The following is a 17712-nucleotide window of genomic DNA, read 5'->3' as shown; positions in this document are numbered from 1 at the left end:
GACCAACTCAGGCACCAGTTTACTTTAAGTGTCATTCTTGACAAATGGTCGGTTGAAAAGGCAGTTTAGCCAAAATTAAACAGCCTGCATTTATTTATTTACTGTTTTGAAAATAATAAGCTGATAGATATTTTTTCTGTTTTAATAGCAATAGGAAAGACAAACAAAGGAAAAATGATGCTATACAATATACCGCTACAATATTAAATGAATCAGCAATCAATCCCATCATCATTGTTGAAACTCCAAAAGTTATCATAATCAGTGTAGTTTGTGCAGCGTAAACCTTTGCTAAAAGTCTGCCTTGAATCATACTTTGTATGAGAGTATGAATTGAAATGTTAGTGATTTCTTGAAAAAAACCATTAACTCCAATTAGTAATAGAGCCAATAAAGGAATCTTATTTATTCCAAACAAAGCTGTTGTTAAGAATACCATAAAGCTGCCTTTGATTATGATCATCCCCGTACTCATATCCAATTCTTGAGGTCTTCGATAAACATAAACTCCCGCAAGCGACAACCCTAATAATAAAGCAGTGTTAATATACCCCCACCAACCTGTATCCACTTTTAATTGTTGTATCATAAATGGATAAAGAAGAGCCGAGACCCATACTGTATTTGCACTGACGTTCAAAAGTAAAAATAAATGTATTGTTCGAAAACTTTTATTTTGAATAATGATTTTCCAGCCCTCTGTAAATGAAGCTATTTTGTTCTCAGTATGCTGCGACCTTTGCTTTTGTCCCGTATCCTTAATCAAGAACATCATCATTGTGGACAGTATATACAGGATAAATGTTAAGAAAAACAATCCATTGGTTCCTAGTAAACTCGCCAATACTCCACCTATTGCCCAACCACCAAGTTGAATAAATTGGTTTATAGAAGAAAGAACACTGTTTGCTTTTGCTAACTCATTCGAAGGAACCAAAGAAGGAAGCAATGCACTACTTGAGGGGCTAGAAAATCCATCTAAGAAGGAAATAAGGAAAACTAATACAAAAATTAAAATTAACGTCGTAGTTGATAAATAAAACCAACAATAAATCGCCAACAACAGTAAAATCAATGTTTTACTTAATTGTGAATACGACAATATTGATTTCAACCTATATTTATCAATTATGAAAGGAGCTAATGCTCCACTCAAACTTCCCGATACCATCTTGGTTAAAGGAACCAGAGACACATAAAACGCTGATTTAGTATCACCATATACAATCGTAATAAGAGCGATAATATAAAATACATCACCCCCATCAGCTAATGACTGTCCTATGGTCAAAAATCGGAATGATTCATTTTTCAATGTAATATCCCCTTATATTCAATTATAAGTCCTCTTATAAAAGGGTAATGATTACATTGGACACACTCCTAAAAATGGTATTATTTAATACCTTATATATTCTTGATTGTATGAGAATGTCCTTCAGGATATTATGATGGATTTTAGTTTAAATCTTGTGCAACTAACCTGCCCAATTAGTCGAAAAAGAAAAAACGATTCCACTTAATAAAGAATCGCATTAGTTTGTAAAATTATAAATTATTTTTGAAAGTAATGCCTTTTAATCCCGATTAAAATCAAAACGATCTTACGTTTTGGAAATTTCGATAAAATAAACCCGTTTATTTTGAAGTTACATAGTTAAGTAAGAAAATTGCTATAAAAACTACACTTAATAAACCAACCCTTTGCATCAAAGACCTTCTTGCAAACCATGTCCACCTTTTACTTTCATTATTAAACATAGTGAAATCAATGATACTTAATATTAATGCTCCAAATACTATCCAAGTAATATTTGACATAAAAACTCTCCCTTAAACATAGCGTATATGTTTAATTTCTACATTTTATTTCCAATTCCTTCTTCAACTAAACTGCCCCTATAGTTGAAGAAGAGAAAGTAGGGAAACCTCTCTCGAGGCTTCCCCCTTATCAAACCGTACGTGCCCTATTAAGGCATACGGCTTACCAAATGTTACAATGTTTATCAAGAGGATGCATTCCAGGCATTTTGCATCTTTTGTAAGCGATGAGGGGTAAAATATTCCTCACCTTTTTCTTTTGCTCTTTTGACTTTGTATTGGAATCTTCTTTTTGCAGATTTACTCATATCGCTTAGGTATTGTTCTATAGTGTATCCGTAGGCTTTATTTAGATAAAGCCAATAGGATGGGATTAGTTTAATCTTTAAAAAGAATTCGTTATTCCAAAGGGTATTCATTCTCATACCTTTTCTTTGGGTTGGGTGCTTATGGATTAACGCAACACGCAGTCTTTTTCTTATATATCCATCAATTCGCTCAAGAATTTTCCTTATCCATCGAGTTCTACAGTGACTCTTTTGTCCGTATTCTTCGTTTGCTTTTACCGCTTTGATAATAGTCACATAGTAATTTACCTTACCTCTAATAATAGGATTTACCCGATTTATCCATTCTTCTTTGCTAAGAGTTAGGGATTTCCTAGTCTTTTCCTTGATTTTCAATCGAAAATCCCTGATGGATTCTTCCTTTGGTGTAACATTAAAGAAGGGTTTATTATCTTTCCTTCTCTTTGTCCAATGATGGAATGTGAACCCTAAAAAGTCAAAGTCGTCCTTATCAAAGTTGACAACTCTGGTCTTCTCTTTAGAGATTTCCAGTCCCAACTCAGCTAACTTATTCTTAGTTAAGGTAGCCGCCTTCTTGATTTCTTCGTTTGATTTAGCAAATAACAAGAAATCATCTGCATATCTGACAAATCGAATACCATTCAAGTCCCACTCCCAGTCAAGTTCATTAAGGTATACATTTGCAAGTAGTGGTGAGATGACGCCGCCTTGAGGTGTGCCATAGTCAGAATGGATAAGTTTCCCCTCTTCCATGTGCCCAGCCTTTAACCATTGTTCAACCAAACTCAGGACCGTACGGTCTGACACATATTTCTTTAAAACCCCAATCAGTTTATTATGGGGTATATTGTCAAAGAAACCTTTTATATCACAATCGTAAATATGGTTATATCCTTGTTCAATATTCCAGAGGATTATTTGCAGGGCTCTTTGTACCCCTCGATTCGGTCTGTATCCAACCGACCAGTTATGAAACAACAAATCTTCAAATTTTGGCTGTAGTACATTTACAATACTTTGTTGAACTATGCGGTCCCCGATAGTTGGAATACCTAAAGGACGTTTCTTTCCATTCTTCTTTGGTATGTATACTCTTCTGACTGGTTGAGCTTGGTAAGTCTTTGCTCTCAATTTGTTTAGAAGTTCCATGATGTTTTCTTGTAATTTGGCATCATAACTTTCAATTGTTTCTCCGTCGATTCCTCCTGCCCCTTTGTTTGCTTTAACTTGTTCGAAGCTTTGGGTTAATTTTCGGTCAAACAATATCTGCCCATATACACTGTGTAATTTAAACTTCCACTCTTGATTCATTGCGTATTCCACGCCTTTCCTTGATGTACATTCAAACGGTTTTACCGCAGTAACATGATTGTTTACATTACACCTAGTTAATGGCTTGGAGCCATAGGTCGTTCCCCTTCCGTTCACTCGATGTTATGGTCATCGAATTACTTCCGTACTATGAGAACGTCTGACTTCTCCACCCGTTCCTCGTCATTTCGGATTACCCTTATAGACTAGAACCCTGCCTGTTTGGTAAGGTGGAGACCTCACGGGGTTATCGCATTTCCCTTCTAGACATACCCTGCACCACCACGTTATAAGTCACATTTTCTCGCTCTGACTTCTAAAGAAAATGCCCCTTTAGCGGGCTTCCTCACTTTTCGAAGAGTCGCCAACTTATCCCGCCGCCGTGCTTCACACTTATTGCATTAGGGTCTATCTAGTTGCCTACGGGTCTCTCGACTTACCGCATCTCCTTCAGACAATACCTCACGGTATTGCCCTAGATTAAGCTTCCCGAGCTAGGTCAGTCTCCTCGGAGATGGACTTTCACCATCTGGGATTCAGTATCATCATCATCAACCAGTCGTTTCACCGAGATGACGTCTCTGTCAGATAATGAAAAGAAGAGTGTCGACAGATCAACACTCCATGCGACTGCCCGTCGCACAAAAAGGACTGCCGAAACAGTCCAATTGTTATAAAAGTAAAGCACCCGTTAGCCACCCATGAAGCGCAAAAATCATCGCTTCACCACAGAGAATGAAAATGGATCAGGCAATCTATACTGTTTTAATGCTGGCGAAGAAAGTCTTTGAACTATGGTGCCTTTGAGCCCATCCGTTAGTCTGACTCCAACGACCACGGTGTACCACCGACTGTCGCGCCCATTTAGGGGTAGCATTTATGGGAGATTAATCCTTTTTCTGGTTGTTGCGCCAGCCTTTGTGATTTAATTTTAAGTAGAAAGGTATTACTATTACGTTTTACCAGCCAACCTCATACTCTTTCCTTCAAGAGGCTCAGCCTTTTTTAAAAAAACTAATTTTTCTGGGTCTGTTTTTTCATGCCCTTTTTCCGTTTTTATTTTCATGGGAGTTGAACAAGGGTAACTTTGTCTTTTCATTAATTTTTTGGAGTTATAACTTTATATTCTTCTGGTATATGTAAAATTGTTTCGTAATACGCATTTGTAGTATATTGGCCAGATATATTTTTATTAATTTTTTTATAAGTTAAAAACGGTTTTTTTATTGGTTCTTTTTGAATAATACATTGTAAAACTATTTTTTTTGAAAGTCTATGCTTATCTAATAACGATATTTTAAACCAAAGAGGTTTTTCTCCATTTATATAGATAGAATTAATTCCATTAACCTCATTATTTAGAAGTAAGGAAAAGTCATCTACATTTTTTTTATGTTCAGGTAATGATAAAATATAAGGCTTTAAATAGCCTTTTTTCCATTGGGTTTCATTAATTGAAAAATTACAATTCATAATTGAATTGGTTAAATAACCTATTATTAAAAGTGTAATTACAAAGAATAATCCTCTAAATGATAAGCCAAGAAGAGAAAATGACTTCCTATCTTTTAATAAATGTACAATAAATACAATTCCAAAAAATATCCATAATATTTCACTTATAATCAACATTGGTGCATTTGATGCACTTTCTAATTCTTGATGTACTTCAATAACTCTAGTAATACTGGGCAACTCTAATTTCCTCCTGAGATTTCATCATTTATATTTCATTCTGTTTCCCTTTTGTACAGCAATTAAAATTACACCTACCTCCTTTATTGAACATTACAGAAAGAGATATAATCACTTCCAAAATTCACTTTAATTATATAATTAACCATCTTTTAACAACAGAATGATTAATAAACTTATCTTAACATTTCTACTTATCTCAGTGGATAATAAATACAATTATTATTCAACTATCCTGCCCCTTTAGTCATAAGAAAGTGCGCCCTTGACAAGCTAAATCCGAAAGGATATTTGGTCTATAAGTTGAACAAGGAATAACTCTATTCATACTGAATAAAACGCTAAATAAAAACATTTGGGTGTGGTGGGTTGACAGTTTCGTTCATATCAGTGCAATAAGAAAAGCCGCCACAATGACAGCCTGACGCAACTCTTGAACCCGTTTGTTGAGTAAGAATTTTTTTAGTCTCCGTTAATTACTCCGTATCTATTTTGTTTGCCCATCCATGAACTAGCATCACGCCACTTAAGACTCTTGGCAGAAATCCAACTATAAGAACCAAGTGTATAATCTTCGGGGTCCGAATCATAGTAATCAGACCAATAAAATAGACCTTTATGTAAAATAAGCTTTGCTTCATCAATAATGGAATCATAATTAATTGGACTTGGAACGATATGAAATTGGGTTACACCTTTAAATAATAACTCAATTTCAGAAGGATCACGATACTGCCTATGGAAAAGGATTCGTACATTAGTATCGAGTTCTGGTGACATAAATACCGATAAATTCTCATCAACATAACTCTCAGTCCACATATGCAATACCTTTAAACAGCTATCATGGAACCCACCAAATTTGTCAAAAAGGTTTTCAATATCATTACTATCTTTAACGTCTATCCAATCCATCGGAAAACACCCACTCTTGTTAATTGTTCTCTACATCATCATAGCATTTTTATCATTTTCTTCTTGCACTAACCTGCCATTTAATTTATAAAAAAGGTGATTACTCCTTGGTTTAGTAATCACTCTCTTTCATTCCTTTTCAATAAAATTAATTTTATTTTCCTTACACCATTCAATCGCAATTTGTTTGAAACACTCGTCCCGGTATAAATACCATTGATCTTCTATTTCAAAATCAATTATTTTGTCCTTAAACCTTCTAAAGGCGCCCTTTCCCTTAATTGCCCTTAATAAGGATTCCTGCTTCCGTTGATCACTTACTGTTAAGCAAAAGTTTTCCATTATTTCATATTCATTTACTTCATATTTAGTAGGTAACTCTAAATAATTTTCAAAGTTTTCAACCACATCAATTGCAATCATTCTATTTTCCTGTTCCCATTCAGGTAAATGATCAAATGGTTTTTCGTCTTCAGCAGCTCTCTGGTCCTCCGACGTTACTAACACAAATTCACCCGTTTTAATATTCAGTAATGAACGTGATTCTTCGAACTGGATTTCCATTTCCTCAATTATGTCTTTTAGTTTAACTTGTATACTCATTATTTGATCACCTTTTTATATTTTTGCTAATGCACCCGTTACTTTAAGTATATTTTTTCACAATCTTACTTTCCCATAAAAAATGAGATTTCGTAGAAATTCCTCTTCTTCTACACAAGTACTCCTCTTTTAGTACACATTGCGTTCGTACTGTTCACCATTAGAATAAGTTTTTTATTTTTTACGTTCTTTATTATCCATTATTCCATACGTTTATTAATGGGGAGTGAAAAATAATGCAAAATGAAAAGTTTGATACTGAAATACTTAAATTAATTGAGAATAAGCTTGATTATATTTACTCCATAGCTAAATGTAATTATAATGATAACCCCGAATTAATGGATACTATTGAAAATTTAGCTCAGGTAGCAAAAATGTTTGCACAAATTAGAATTCAAGAATTAAAAGGTCTTGAAAAAACCTCGAGCCCACAAGGATTCATAGTGTCTAAATTAGCTAACTCATATTCTAGAATGCAAAATTATGAGAAGCAAAAAAAAGAGATTAACGTTCCTCCTTGGAAGCTATAAAGCTTCTTTTTTTGTTCTCCACGGCCAAAACTTTTTTACAACCAGATGGAAACTGTAAAAAATCAGTCGTTAATTTCAAATTCGACATTTATGTGAGTATTCACTTTTCCAAGTCCCCTGCCTTTATTGAAAAAGAAAAGGAGATGTCCCGCAACACCTCCCATTCTTTCTTATACTCAAGCACCCGTTACTTTAAGTGCACTATTTCACAATTTTTTTGTGCGATTAGAAAATGGCAAACTACATCTTGAAGAATCACACCAGTTAAGCTATAGATGTATCCCGATAATAATCGGAATTACTGAACCACCCGCATCGAACCATGTTGAAGTTTCTTTGTAAAAAACCTCCACAAATACTGTTTTTATCAAAACAACTACACCTTGTTTCTCATCAGTAAAATCTTTTGATTTAAGAGGTTTCTAATTTTTTACATATTTTTCAGCTCTGAGAAAACAATAAAAACAATGTACAAGTTCGTTTATTGGAGGATAAATCTTGGAGACAAATAACCCCATTCGATTAACTGCTCCAGAAATGGCAAGCCTTTGGACTCAATACATTTTTGATACCATGTCCATTTGTTTTTTTCGTTATGCACTGGAGCATATTGAAGATCACGATGTCAAATCAATCTACCAAACTGCCCTTGGATTATCCCAAAAGCATGTCCAAAAAATTACAGAATTCATGGTAAATGAAAATTATCCTATCCCACATGGGTTTACAGAAAAAGATGACGTAAACATTCAAGCACCTCGTCTTTTTCAAGACCCGTTCTACCTAAATTATATTTATATCATGACTTTGCAAGGGATGACTGGATATTCTTTGTCTGTTGGTACTTCGATTCGTTCTGACTTACGGAAGTATTACATAACCTGTATGTCCGAAACGATGGAGCTTTTTGATCAATCCATTGATTTAATGCTTTCGAAAGGACTTTTTGTACGACCTCCTGTTATTTCACCACCCGAATCAATCGATTTTGTAAAGCACCAAAGCTTTTTAACGGGATGGTTGGGGGATCGTCGTCCTCTGAATGCTATCGAAATAGGAGATATTACTTTCAACATGCTAAAAATGCATTTACATGCTGCTTTGAAAGTGGGATTCATCCAAGTAGCCCAATCAAAAGAGATTCGTCAATATTTCATGAGGGGACTTGACATTGCCAATAAACACATAAAAATATTTGAATCGGTATTTAAGGAAGATAAATTAAATTCGCCTATTTCTTGGCAATCGATGATCACGAACTCTACTTCTATGACCTTTTCAGATAAATATATGATGTACCAAATTCAATTGTCTACACAATTATCCCTTTCATATTATGGTTCTGCTTTGAGTGTCAATTCAAGAAGAGATTTAGGTGCTCATTACTTACGACTAATTTTAGAACTTTTACAATTTGCAGAAGACGGAGCAAACCTAATGATAAAAAATGGATGGTTAGAGCAGCCTCCAACAGCAAGTGACCGTGACTCGCTCGCCAACAGGAAGGAGAAATAAATAATATGTAAAAACTGGACGCTAGGAACGATTCCTAGCTTTTTCATTTGCTGCACTTCATAGAGCAAAGAAAACAAAATTCCATCTCCCTTGTTACACTAAACTGCCCCTATAGTTGAAGAAGAAAAAATGGCTGCCGTAGCAGCCATTTATTTTGAACTCAAGCACTCTATAGTTTAAGAAGAGTCTTATATTATAAAAAACTTTAATCCCCATAAAAACCAACTCTTACTACTCTTGGGTCTGAAAGTTTTTTTATTAACAAATAAACTTTTTCATGATAGTCCTTATTTATATATGGCAAATAAAGTTTTAGGTCTTCGATAAGACTTTTAACCTCGTTACCCTCAAATTTTGCATCACCATAGTAATTAATAAGCTTTCTAAGGTAAATATAGCTACGATAATATTTATTGCGATTGTTAAAAATTGCTTCGTGTAAAGATTCTGACATAGAAAAATAGTCAATATCATTATCATTTACATCATAAAAAAAGCAATCTAATGCCATAATATTTACCTCCTTGGCTTTTTGAAGTAAAGCACCCCGTTTGTTGAAGAACGATTATTTTAAAAACCACTTTCAATAAGGTGATTTAGTAATTCATTCTGTATACGAAGTAAAGACTGAATATCTTCTCTGGGCATTTTATCTAATGCAAAAAGCATAGCTTTATAGGATATTGAATTTTTACTGGATTTTTTTGAAACGTCTTCACCTTTAGAAGTTAATTTTAGCTTTACTTCTATTCGGTCTTCTTCAGAAAATCCCCTTTCAACTAACCCCATTTCCACTAATTTATCTACGCCAGCACTAATTGTACTTTTTGCTGAGATAAGCCTATCCGCTAACTCTTGTTGCGTTAATTCAGGAAACGCTAATAATGTATTAAGGATTGATAACTGTTGTAATGAAAGACCAAAATTTTCAGCATTCTTTTTCGTTAATTTAGCCGTAGTTTTGTTAATAGCCCAAAACGATTGATAAACTTCTATTACTTGCTTTACTTTTGGGTCGTTATAATTTAAATCCATTTAAGTCACTCCCTTAATAAAATAGTTCAAATGTAAACTGTTCATTTGCGAACAATATTACAAAAAAAAATAACAAAAGTAAACTATTTGTTGTTCAATTAACCTGCCACGTTAGTGGAAGAAGCAAAAAAAGCCCACCGAAAGCAGGCAATCTTAAACTATTGCACCCGTTACTTTAAGTGAAATCATTCACAAACTAAGTTATTGAAATATTGCTTAGTTGTTACAAAGGTTCAAATGATTTTGCCTTACTAATTCGATAAGCTATTAAATAGATAATAATGTAAATTGGAAAGGAATAAAAAACATTCCATTTTACAGTTGTATAAAATCCAATCCATTCAAATAATGGTTCACCTATAAAAGAAGTCAATGCGGAATAAATAACAGCTTTTAAAAAAGGATTTAGAGCTGGTTTAAATTGTAGCCAAAGCATCAGAGTAACAGGAATTAAAGTAAAATCCCAAGGTAAAAACGTTGGAATGGTAGGCAATACTCTCCCAGAATAATGCCAAAGCCCAAAAACAAGGCCTAAAAAATCTAGCCAAGAAGCTACACTTAACCCAAAAATTCCAGCTAAAAGCAATCTTGCCTCACTTCCACGCTTTCGCAGTATTATCCATACAAGCCAAGGAATTATTGATAATGCTACTGAAACCCAAAATTCCCAGTGCCATAACGTATGTTCTTTCCAATAGTTTACATATTCCACTTCTACTTGATGTATTCTTTGAAAAAACTTATCGGAACTTATAATTTTTTCTTTTCTAATCAATGGAGTCATCTTTTAATTCACCTTAGAAAAATATATAACTCCAGTATTCCCTATCCTTGTTCAACTATCCTGCACCTTTAGTTCAGTAATAAAGAAGGCTGCCGCAGCAACCCTTTGTTTAACTAAAGCGCCCGTTAGTTTAAGTGAAACACTTCACAAAATGTCAAGAGGGAAGATACAATAGTCATATGATAGAATACCAGCACCCTGGTAGTAGCAAAGGGTCAACAGTTATCATTAGTCACTGTCATATATGTATATTAGTCTATATCTATAGTTATATTCATTGTCCCTAGGGGTAAGCCTACCTAAGGTAGGTGTATTCAGGTACCCCCATAAGCCTGGCATGGGTGAGGCACCCGTCTGAGCCGTGCTATTTATACGGTACGGATTTTAGAACCATCATGGTAAAAAGTAGTTAAAAAATACGTCCTAATAAAGGACGAATTCTAACCTCATAAACCCTACCAGAAAAAATGGGCACTGATTAGAATTATTACTAAGATAAAAAATACAACATTTAAAATAAGGCCATTTGGTTTTTTACCCATTTTTATATTTATCACCTCCATTTATAGGTTGATATAATATATGTAAAAAAGTTATATCTGTATGGACAAGTATATAGTCAAATAAAAAAAGCGTCATTAGGCGCTTAAAAGTGGTGTCAATGGTGGTAAAACTAGGACTACATTATTTTATGAAAATAATTTTGATAAATAAATAGGACAAATGTGGAGTTTAAGGGGAAATAGTCCTCTTATAAATATCGTGGAAGTAAAATTATATGTATAGGTAACGCTTCCCAATTTACACCTTTAAAAAATACCAGTAACCGTGATATTTCATATCAATAAACAAATCAAAGATATTTTGGAAAGCAATAGTAAATGTCCAAATGCAAACTATTTGGATAGAAGTTAGTCGTTTATTTGTCTTACATATGAGGTATTTTTCCAATAAAAATAAAATAAGCGATGCTTCTTGAAGTATCAGGATTTAGTCAGGAGTTTTCTGGTTTTTTTATTTCTTAAAAAATTTTATTGTACGTACTTGTCCCTTTCATTATTTTCTTATTTACATAAAATAAATTATTAGTTCATACCACAACCTTATATCTTCACTTTCCTTGAAAGCGTCAAATTGACGCTTTTTTATTATTTGTTTCACACTTGTCCATTTCATTTTTGAAGACCATTACATAAACTACTGTAAGCAAGCATATTTTTTCACTCTCTTGTAAAGCTTCATTATTGACGCTTTTTTTATTTACTTCACACTATTTATCAAAGCAACATAAATAAGATATAGATTTTCCTCTTTCTTGTTGCACTAACCTGCCAATTTAGCTCAATAAGAAAAAACGCTGTCGAAACAACGTTTTGTTTAACTCTTGCATCCATTAGTTGAACAAAAATTCTTCTTTATATAAGGTTTCAAATGAATGTTACTTAACATATTCCTTTTCAAAGATTCTTTCCTGCCATATCTGATAAAGATAAAGAATTAATGCTAATATTGTCATTGCTAAAAGATTTTGTAGAGGAGAGAAACTACCGTTTTCTCTTATCTCAAGCTTGTTTAACATTTTAGTAAGACCCATCCCGTAGAAGAGGTCGATAATTAAATTAACAATTATATATATCCAAAATCTACGAAATGTAAAATAAAATATCCATATAGTACCCACCAAGAAAACGCCATAAACTGTAAATAATGGCGCTAATTTATCCCATGTAAAAAGAGTCTCTTTAAATTTCCACCAGTTATATGACCAAGCCATTTGAGCTAATATAGTGTTCAACACGGTGGCAAATAGAGCAACAGGCATATATCTTCGAATCGCTTTACCGTTTAAAAAGAACAAAGAAATCCACGGAATAATAAATAAAGACCAAATAACTACCTTAACCATATTTTTGTCCCTTCTAATTGAACTTTTATATATTATGCCATTTTTGGTTAAGTAATATTATTTTCTATTCAATTAACCTACCCCAGTAGTTGAATAGTTTCTTCCGTTTCAATTTTTAGAATAAGGTCAATAATTCCTCTAAAAAATACATTTTTAGGGAGAGATGTACTTTGTTATTGTCAAAGGCATGGGAAACGTATGAATCAGATAAACGAATTGAAGGGTTCTCACCACAAACATTAAAAGCATACAAACTTCAAGCCACATTACTTATTCGATATTTCAAAGACGTTAAACTTGATACAATATCGACAGGTCAACTAAAAGAATATCTAGCAAAGTCAAGCGAAAAGTTAAAACCTTCGAGTTTAGCTCATCGTATACGGTTCATGAAGTCATTGTTTCGGTGGTCTCATGAAGAAGGGCATATAGCCAAAAATCCTGCCTTCAAAATAAAAGAACCTAAAGCAGGGAAACGTATTCCTAAGTTTTTAACAGAATTTGAAATTGAACATTTACGGGAAGCGTGCACCACTTCAATGGAAAAGGCTTTGTTTGAATTTATGTTTTCAACTGGCTGCCGTATTGGAGAAATTGTTTCATTAGAAAAAATAGAATTAATTGGTCAAACTGTTCCGCTGTCGTAAGAGGAAAAGGAGATAAAGAAAGAGAAGTTTATTTTAATATCCGCTGTGAAATTTGGCTTAAAAGATACTTTGAACAACGCCAAGATGACGATGCCGCAATTTTTTTTACCGAACGGTATCCACACCGAATGAGTATTGCCCAAATGAGATATATCATCAAGCGAATTTCAAAAAGGGCAGGCATAAATAAAACGATCCATCCACACCAACTGAGGCACAGCTATGCTACTCACATGTTAAATAATGGTGCCCCTCTTGAAGTCATTCAGAGTTTATTAGGTCATGAGAAAAGTGAGACTACGAGGATATATGCACAGTTAAGTGGGAGTTTAAGACAAGAGCTTTATAGGAAGTATTTTTAAAAGGGACACAAAAAAGCAATGCTGAAAAAATGCATTGCTTTTCTTCAATTCTTGCACCCGTTAGTGGAATAAGGACCAATCCAAATAAAAATTAAGAAAACGCTCTAACCTAATTCGTGATTGGAGTTATTAATAGATTATTACTTAAAATACATGTAAAGATTTAATCCTTAGATAGTTTAAAACCGATAAGACATCGCTCCAGGGTAATATACTTTTTGTAGGTTAACAACAGCCGTGATGGAATCCATGGTGGTGGTGGAAAGGATAGCCTCCATACCCATAATGATGGAAAGGATAACCTCCATATCCTATACCATAGCCAGGATAGCCTCCATAACCCATGCCCATGCCATAACCAGGATAACCTCCGTATCCCATACCGTAACCAGGATAGCCTCCATAACCCATACTGCCAAAGAATTGTCTTTCCATTTTTTATTTCCTCCTCAAATTGTTTCAAAAATAGTGTATGTGTCCATGTTTAAAGAGGAATAGACGTTTACCTATTATACGTGTTTTCTTGGCTGTCATTAAAAGCTCTAATAAAAGCTCTTCTACCTAAAAATGTTCAATTGCCTAAATACATTTACACGAAATTTGAATAAAATATCCTGTAATAAAAATCTCTTCCATTTTCCTTAACCATCCTAAAAAGGATGGTTTTGTATTTTTTTCTATGTTCCACACTTGTCCAATTCAATTTTTAAGACCACTACATAAAATGGATTAATTTCACTCTATTTGAAGCGTCATTTTTGACGCTTTTTTGTCTACTCCAAATTTGTCCCGTTATATCTTTGTCCGAATAAATACATAATAGGCGTTAAATCCAACATTAGTGAATTATTTACTACTTCAACTATCATATGGTTAGTAGAACAAGAAAAAGATCCGCAGCAGCAACTGTTTTGTTAAACTCAAGCACCCTAAAATTTAAGTTTGCTTCACAATCTTTTACTTATAAGAAAAAATGTGTTGGGTCACCTTGTTCAAAAAATGTTTTAGCCTATGATATTCGCATTTTTTGTCGGCGACCCCCAATATGCTGGAAGAATAATCGTCAATGACAGTATTGATAATTACTTAGGCAATATAAAATTGGATTAGTAGAAATATACTGTTTTTTAATTAACGTATCTGATTCTAAACTCTGTCCAAGTTTAACGGGACGTATATTTTATCCCCATGAATTTGCCTATGTATGATGGGGGTTTCAAAGTATTGATCCAAACGATCTACTTCATTTTTATGCCGTGCTCTAGGTTTTTTTACTCCTAACAAATTTTCGAAGCTTTCTCCAAATAATCTCATTCCCTTTCTCCTTTTTTATTTTAATTGAAATACTATTTTTAACATATCCATATTACGGATTTTAATGAGATTGTTACTAATAAAATTGTTATTAACAAGGTTATTTAGAGTTGTACAAACGAATCGTATATTTTAGTCATTTTAGGGATTTGGTTGAAAATCAATTATTATCTTGTCCAAATTTATTTTAAAAATTTTAAAAGAGGGTTAATAAAACTTTTATGTTCATTTCATTCTTAAATGTGCAACTTTTTTAGGGGACCTATAAGTCTTATTAAAATTTTGGAGGCAAGATTATGGATAATAACACTAAAAAGAAAATTGAAGAGGAAGTATTATGCTTATAGTGGAAGAGTTTCCAAAGGAATAACTAAGACTAAAGATATTTTCGGCTTTTTTTATTCAGCTAACAGAAATTTTTTACTTATACATTTCATTTTCTAAAGTAATCACGTTTTCATTGAAAGAAGTTTTACCAACTTGTTTCGTATTTTCAACTAACCGATAAACATTATCACGGCATTGTTTTGCACCTTTTACTAATAATGGTACCCCTATAAAGTCAATTTTCAATCCTCTCGAGAAAAATCCCCCGAATGACATAACAATTGGAACAGTTGGTGATGTATTGGAGAAAACTATTTTTTCATTAAAATGAAATTTATTTTGTAGTAGTAAAGTCAATTCTTTTAATCCTGGAACAACAAGCTTGTTCCTTTTCCGTCCAATTGTATACACTGAGTTGCCATCTTCATCGTTCCCGTGAAAAATGAGTTTTCCAAAATCCTCTTTTGTTAGTCGATTAAAATATTTTACATTTAATATCTCTTCCGAAGTTAGTGTTCTTTCTGATTGAGGTAATTGTTTTAAATGATATGCGGCAGCCAAAGCCGTGGTATGTGTCCCACCATAATCATGGTAAATATAAATCATAGGAGATCATCCTTTATCATTTTATTTGTTTTTATTATTGGCATTTATTCTAAATCCAATTCGGTTGACTATGTTTACTTCACTTTTGTACTTTTTCTATACTTTTGCTTGTTGAAAATTTGGAAGGTGAATTTTTGAAAAAAAACTTCCAACTTAAGATTTGTAAAAAAGTACTAGCAATTTTTTTCTAAAATTTTAAAAAATAATTTAAGAAATTTAATTTTCCTTAAAGGAGGATTTTACCTTGAAGAAAAACCTTTTTTTATTGCTTGCTGGAACTGTCCTCTCTGCAATGGTTTTAGGTGCCTGTAATGCCAACACTGATAACCGAATAACTCCACAGAGAATCAATAACCCTGACAGGAATGATCGTAACTTAGACAACGACTTGGATCGAAATAATATTAATAATGACCTAAATGAACATGATAACGATTTGAATAACAATTATTATGACCCTTCTGAAGACAAAAACACAGATACTGACAAGGATTTTATTAAGGACAGAAACACCAAGCAAGAAGATATTATCGAAGACGATATTGATAGGAATGACCGAGATAATAAAGACGAATAAGAAAAAAACAAGCATTCGATAAAATCCCTCTCTATGGAAAAAGTCTATCTATACAGGAGGGATTAATTTTGGTAAAAGTGACAAAAACAATAAGAAAAAATACGGTTCCCAAAGTTCCTAAAATAATACAGAAAAGAAAATATCAAAACATTCAACCGAATTTGAATAAATTAGTGGATATAACTCCAGCCTATATATCCCCTTTTTATAAGTTTCTTTCTAATGATTTTAAGTATAAATCCACCTCATAAACACACTATATAAAAGATTGTCTTTAATTAACTTGCTAGGGGGATTTTTATGAGCGATTTTTTAGGGTTATTTGGTGATGACAGAGCTCAAAATGTTGAGAATGAAGATAGACATGAAAATAACCAAACGAGCGGCGCACTCCAGCTTCATAAAGAAGAGGTTGACATTACGAAAAATAAGGTCAATGCTGGAGAAGTAGTCCTCTCAAAAGAGGTTGTGGAAGAACAAAAAACGGTCGACGTTCCTGTCATGCACGAGGAAGTTGTGATAAAAAGAACGAAATTGAATAACGAACGAAGTGATGAACCCATCAGTTCGGAGGAAACTATCCATATTCCAGTTAGCCAAGAAGAAGTTGAGGTAAACAAATATACAGTGACAACCGAGGAGATCTCCGCTGCGAAACGTGAAGTTGAGGAAACCCGGCATATCGAAGAAACGCTTAAACACGAAGAGGCACATGTTAATACAACTGGAAGTGTTGATATCATTTCCGATGATTCAGGTTTTGAAGATATAAATCATAGCTAAAAATAAAACCACCTTAACATCGTCAAGCAATGTTAAGGTGGTTTCACCATTTCTTATGGAGGGAGATTAAGTTGCATGAAAAGCAGAATTCATCAAATGACCATCATGAAGAAGTAACGCTCAAACTACATAAAGAAGAATTGCAGGTGAGCAAGAAGAGGGTTGAGACAGCAGATGTTAGGGTATATAAGAAAACCTTTACCGAGGTTAAACAAATTATGGTCCCTGTTACCCATGAACAGCTAATCATTGAGAAAAAGATTGTAAATCCAAACAGTGACATAGATTCACAAATTGAAACAATTTGCATCCCTTTAAGTGAAGAACATATTGAGGTTACATTAAATCCAACTGTCCTTGAGGATGTTGAGGTTTTTAAGAAACAATGTGAAGAGCTCATACAGGTTAATGAAACCTTGAAGGAAGAAAAAGTCCAAATAAATACATTCGGGGATATAAATGTAATAGTAGACGATCAATAATCACCCCAATAATGCTTCCAGATTGTGCTACATCAAAGGGCGGAGAAGCAAAGCTAACGAAATTATTATCAAAGGAATGGGCAAAGAGAATGTAAACGCTATCTTCCATATATATTCTTGCCATCCATTCCTCCCTCTAAAACCTAATGGCTTTCTCAAAATTACGCCCGTTTTCTCAGTTTTTCGTA

The 17712-nt window shown here is 33.5% G+C and carries 18 protein-coding genes and 1 pseudogene; 7 read left to right on the top strand and 12 right to left on the bottom strand.

From position 1 onward, the window contains the following. Positions 1-94: 94 nt before the first annotated feature. The 6 genes from RCG21_RS08660 to RCG21_RS08635 form a co-directional block, all read right to left on the bottom strand. Positions 95-1315 carry an MFS transporter gene (locus RCG21_RS08660; RefSeq protein ID WP_308913075.1) on the bottom strand — a complete coding sequence of 407 codons (1221 nt, stop codon included), beginning with the start codon at positions 1313-1315 and terminating at the stop codon, positions 95-97. Positions 1316-1638: 323 nt separating this feature from the next. Continuing rightward, positions 1639-1821: a hypothetical protein gene (locus RCG21_RS08655; protein WP_308913074.1), complete on the bottom strand. Its 183-nt coding sequence runs from the start codon at positions 1819-1821 to the stop codon at positions 1639-1641. Between the two features lie 185 nt (positions 1822-2006). Continuing rightward, positions 2007-3440 (bottom strand): group II intron reverse transcriptase/maturase, encoded by a 1434-nt coding sequence (ltrA, locus tag RCG21_RS08650; RefSeq protein WP_133340727.1) that lies wholly within the window; start codon positions 3438-3440, stop codon positions 2007-2009. A 1098-nt stretch (positions 3441-4538) separates the two neighbouring features. Continuing rightward, the gene (locus RCG21_RS08645) at positions 4539-5135 is read right to left on the bottom strand and encodes a hypothetical protein (protein WP_133340681.1); all 597 of its coding nucleotides are present in this window, start codon (positions 5133-5135) and stop codon (positions 4539-4541) included. Positions 5136-5597: 462 nt separating this feature from the next. Next, a complete protein-coding gene (locus RCG21_RS08640; RefSeq protein WP_133340683.1) occupies positions 5598-6050 on the bottom strand; it encodes a hypothetical protein in 453 nt (150 codons plus the stop codon). 129 nt (positions 6051-6179) lie between these two features. After that, positions 6180-6653, bottom strand: coding sequence for a UPF0158 family protein (locus tag RCG21_RS08635; protein ID WP_308913073.1), 474 nt, complete (start codon positions 6651-6653; stop codon positions 6180-6182). 236 nt (positions 6654-6889) lie between these two features. Between RCG21_RS08635 and RCG21_RS08630 the strand changes: the two genes are divergently transcribed. After that, a complete protein-coding gene (locus RCG21_RS08630; protein ID WP_133340685.1) occupies positions 6890-7186 on the top strand; it encodes a hypothetical protein in 297 nt (98 codons plus the stop codon). A gap of 498 nt (positions 7187-7684) precedes the next feature. Beyond that, complete coding sequence (locus tag RCG21_RS08625) at positions 7685-8701, top strand: DUF3231 family protein (protein ID WP_308913072.1); 1017 nt, start codon at positions 7685-7687, stop codon at positions 8699-8701. 205 nt (positions 8702-8906) lie between these two features. Here RCG21_RS08625 and RCG21_RS08620 read toward each other — a convergent pair whose 3' ends face one another. From RCG21_RS08620 to RCG21_RS08605, 4 genes are all read right to left on the bottom strand, one after another. Beyond that, positions 8907-9212: a hypothetical protein gene (locus tag RCG21_RS08620; protein ID WP_133340705.1), complete on the bottom strand. Its 306-nt coding sequence runs from the start codon at positions 9210-9212 to the stop codon at positions 8907-8909. A 59-nt stretch (positions 9213-9271) separates the two neighbouring features. After that, on the bottom strand, positions 9272-9736 hold the full coding sequence (locus tag RCG21_RS08615; protein ID WP_133340707.1) for a MarR family winged helix-turn-helix transcriptional regulator: 465 nt from the start codon (positions 9734-9736) through the stop codon (positions 9272-9274). A gap of 223 nt (positions 9737-9959) precedes the next feature. Then, positions 9960-10520 carry a CBO0543 family protein gene (locus RCG21_RS08610; protein WP_133340092.1) on the bottom strand — a complete coding sequence of 187 codons (561 nt, stop codon included), beginning with the start codon at positions 10518-10520 and terminating at the stop codon, positions 9960-9962. A 1438-nt stretch (positions 10521-11958) separates the two neighbouring features. Beyond that, entirely contained in the window at positions 11959-12426 is a 468-nt protein-coding gene (locus RCG21_RS08605; RefSeq protein WP_133340094.1) for a hypothetical protein, read from the bottom strand. A gap of 170 nt (positions 12427-12596) precedes the next feature. Between RCG21_RS08605 and RCG21_RS08600 the strand changes: the two are divergent. Next, positions 12597-13435, top strand: a pseudogene (locus tag RCG21_RS08600) (tyrosine-type recombinase/integrase). Between the two features lie 225 nt (positions 13436-13660). Here the strand turns inward: RCG21_RS08600 and RCG21_RS08595 are convergent. Next, on the bottom strand, positions 13661-13870 hold the full coding sequence (locus RCG21_RS08595; RefSeq protein ID WP_133340096.1) for a hypothetical protein: 210 nt from the start codon (positions 13868-13870) through the stop codon (positions 13661-13663). A 1299-nt stretch (positions 13871-15169) separates the two neighbouring features. Further along, positions 15170-15682 (bottom strand): DUF3189 family protein, encoded by a 513-nt coding sequence (locus RCG21_RS08590; RefSeq protein WP_133340098.1) that lies wholly within the window; start codon positions 15680-15682, stop codon positions 15170-15172. A 244-nt stretch (positions 15683-15926) separates the two neighbouring features. On the opposite strand from RCG21_RS08590, the gene RCG21_RS08585 reads away from it, so the two are divergent. From RCG21_RS08585 to RCG21_RS08570, 4 genes are all read left to right on the top strand, one after another. Next, positions 15927-16259 carry a hypothetical protein gene (locus tag RCG21_RS08585; RefSeq protein ID WP_308913071.1) on the top strand — a complete coding sequence of 111 codons (333 nt, stop codon included), beginning with the start codon at positions 15927-15929 and terminating at the stop codon, positions 16257-16259. A gap of 68 nt (positions 16260-16327) precedes the next feature. Next, complete coding sequence (locus tag RCG21_RS08580; protein WP_308913070.1) at positions 16328-16510, top strand: hypothetical protein; 183 nt, start codon at positions 16328-16330, stop codon at positions 16508-16510. Between the two features lie 49 nt (positions 16511-16559). Continuing rightward, positions 16560-17042 carry a YsnF/AvaK domain-containing protein gene (locus RCG21_RS08575; RefSeq protein ID WP_133340102.1) on the top strand — a complete coding sequence of 161 codons (483 nt, stop codon included), beginning with the start codon at positions 16560-16562 and terminating at the stop codon, positions 17040-17042. Positions 17043-17113: 71 nt separating this feature from the next. After that, entirely contained in the window at positions 17114-17524 is a 411-nt protein-coding gene (locus tag RCG21_RS08570) for a YsnF/AvaK domain-containing protein (protein ID WP_165976416.1), read from the top strand. Positions 17525-17712 lie beyond the last annotated feature (188 nt).

The sequence above is a fragment of the Bacillus salipaludis genome, assembly GCF_030938565.1.
GTDB lineage: Bacteria > Bacillota > Bacilli > Bacillales > Cytobacillaceae > Neobacillus > Neobacillus salipaludis_A.
This window is presented reverse-complemented; position numbering and strand designations above follow the sequence as displayed.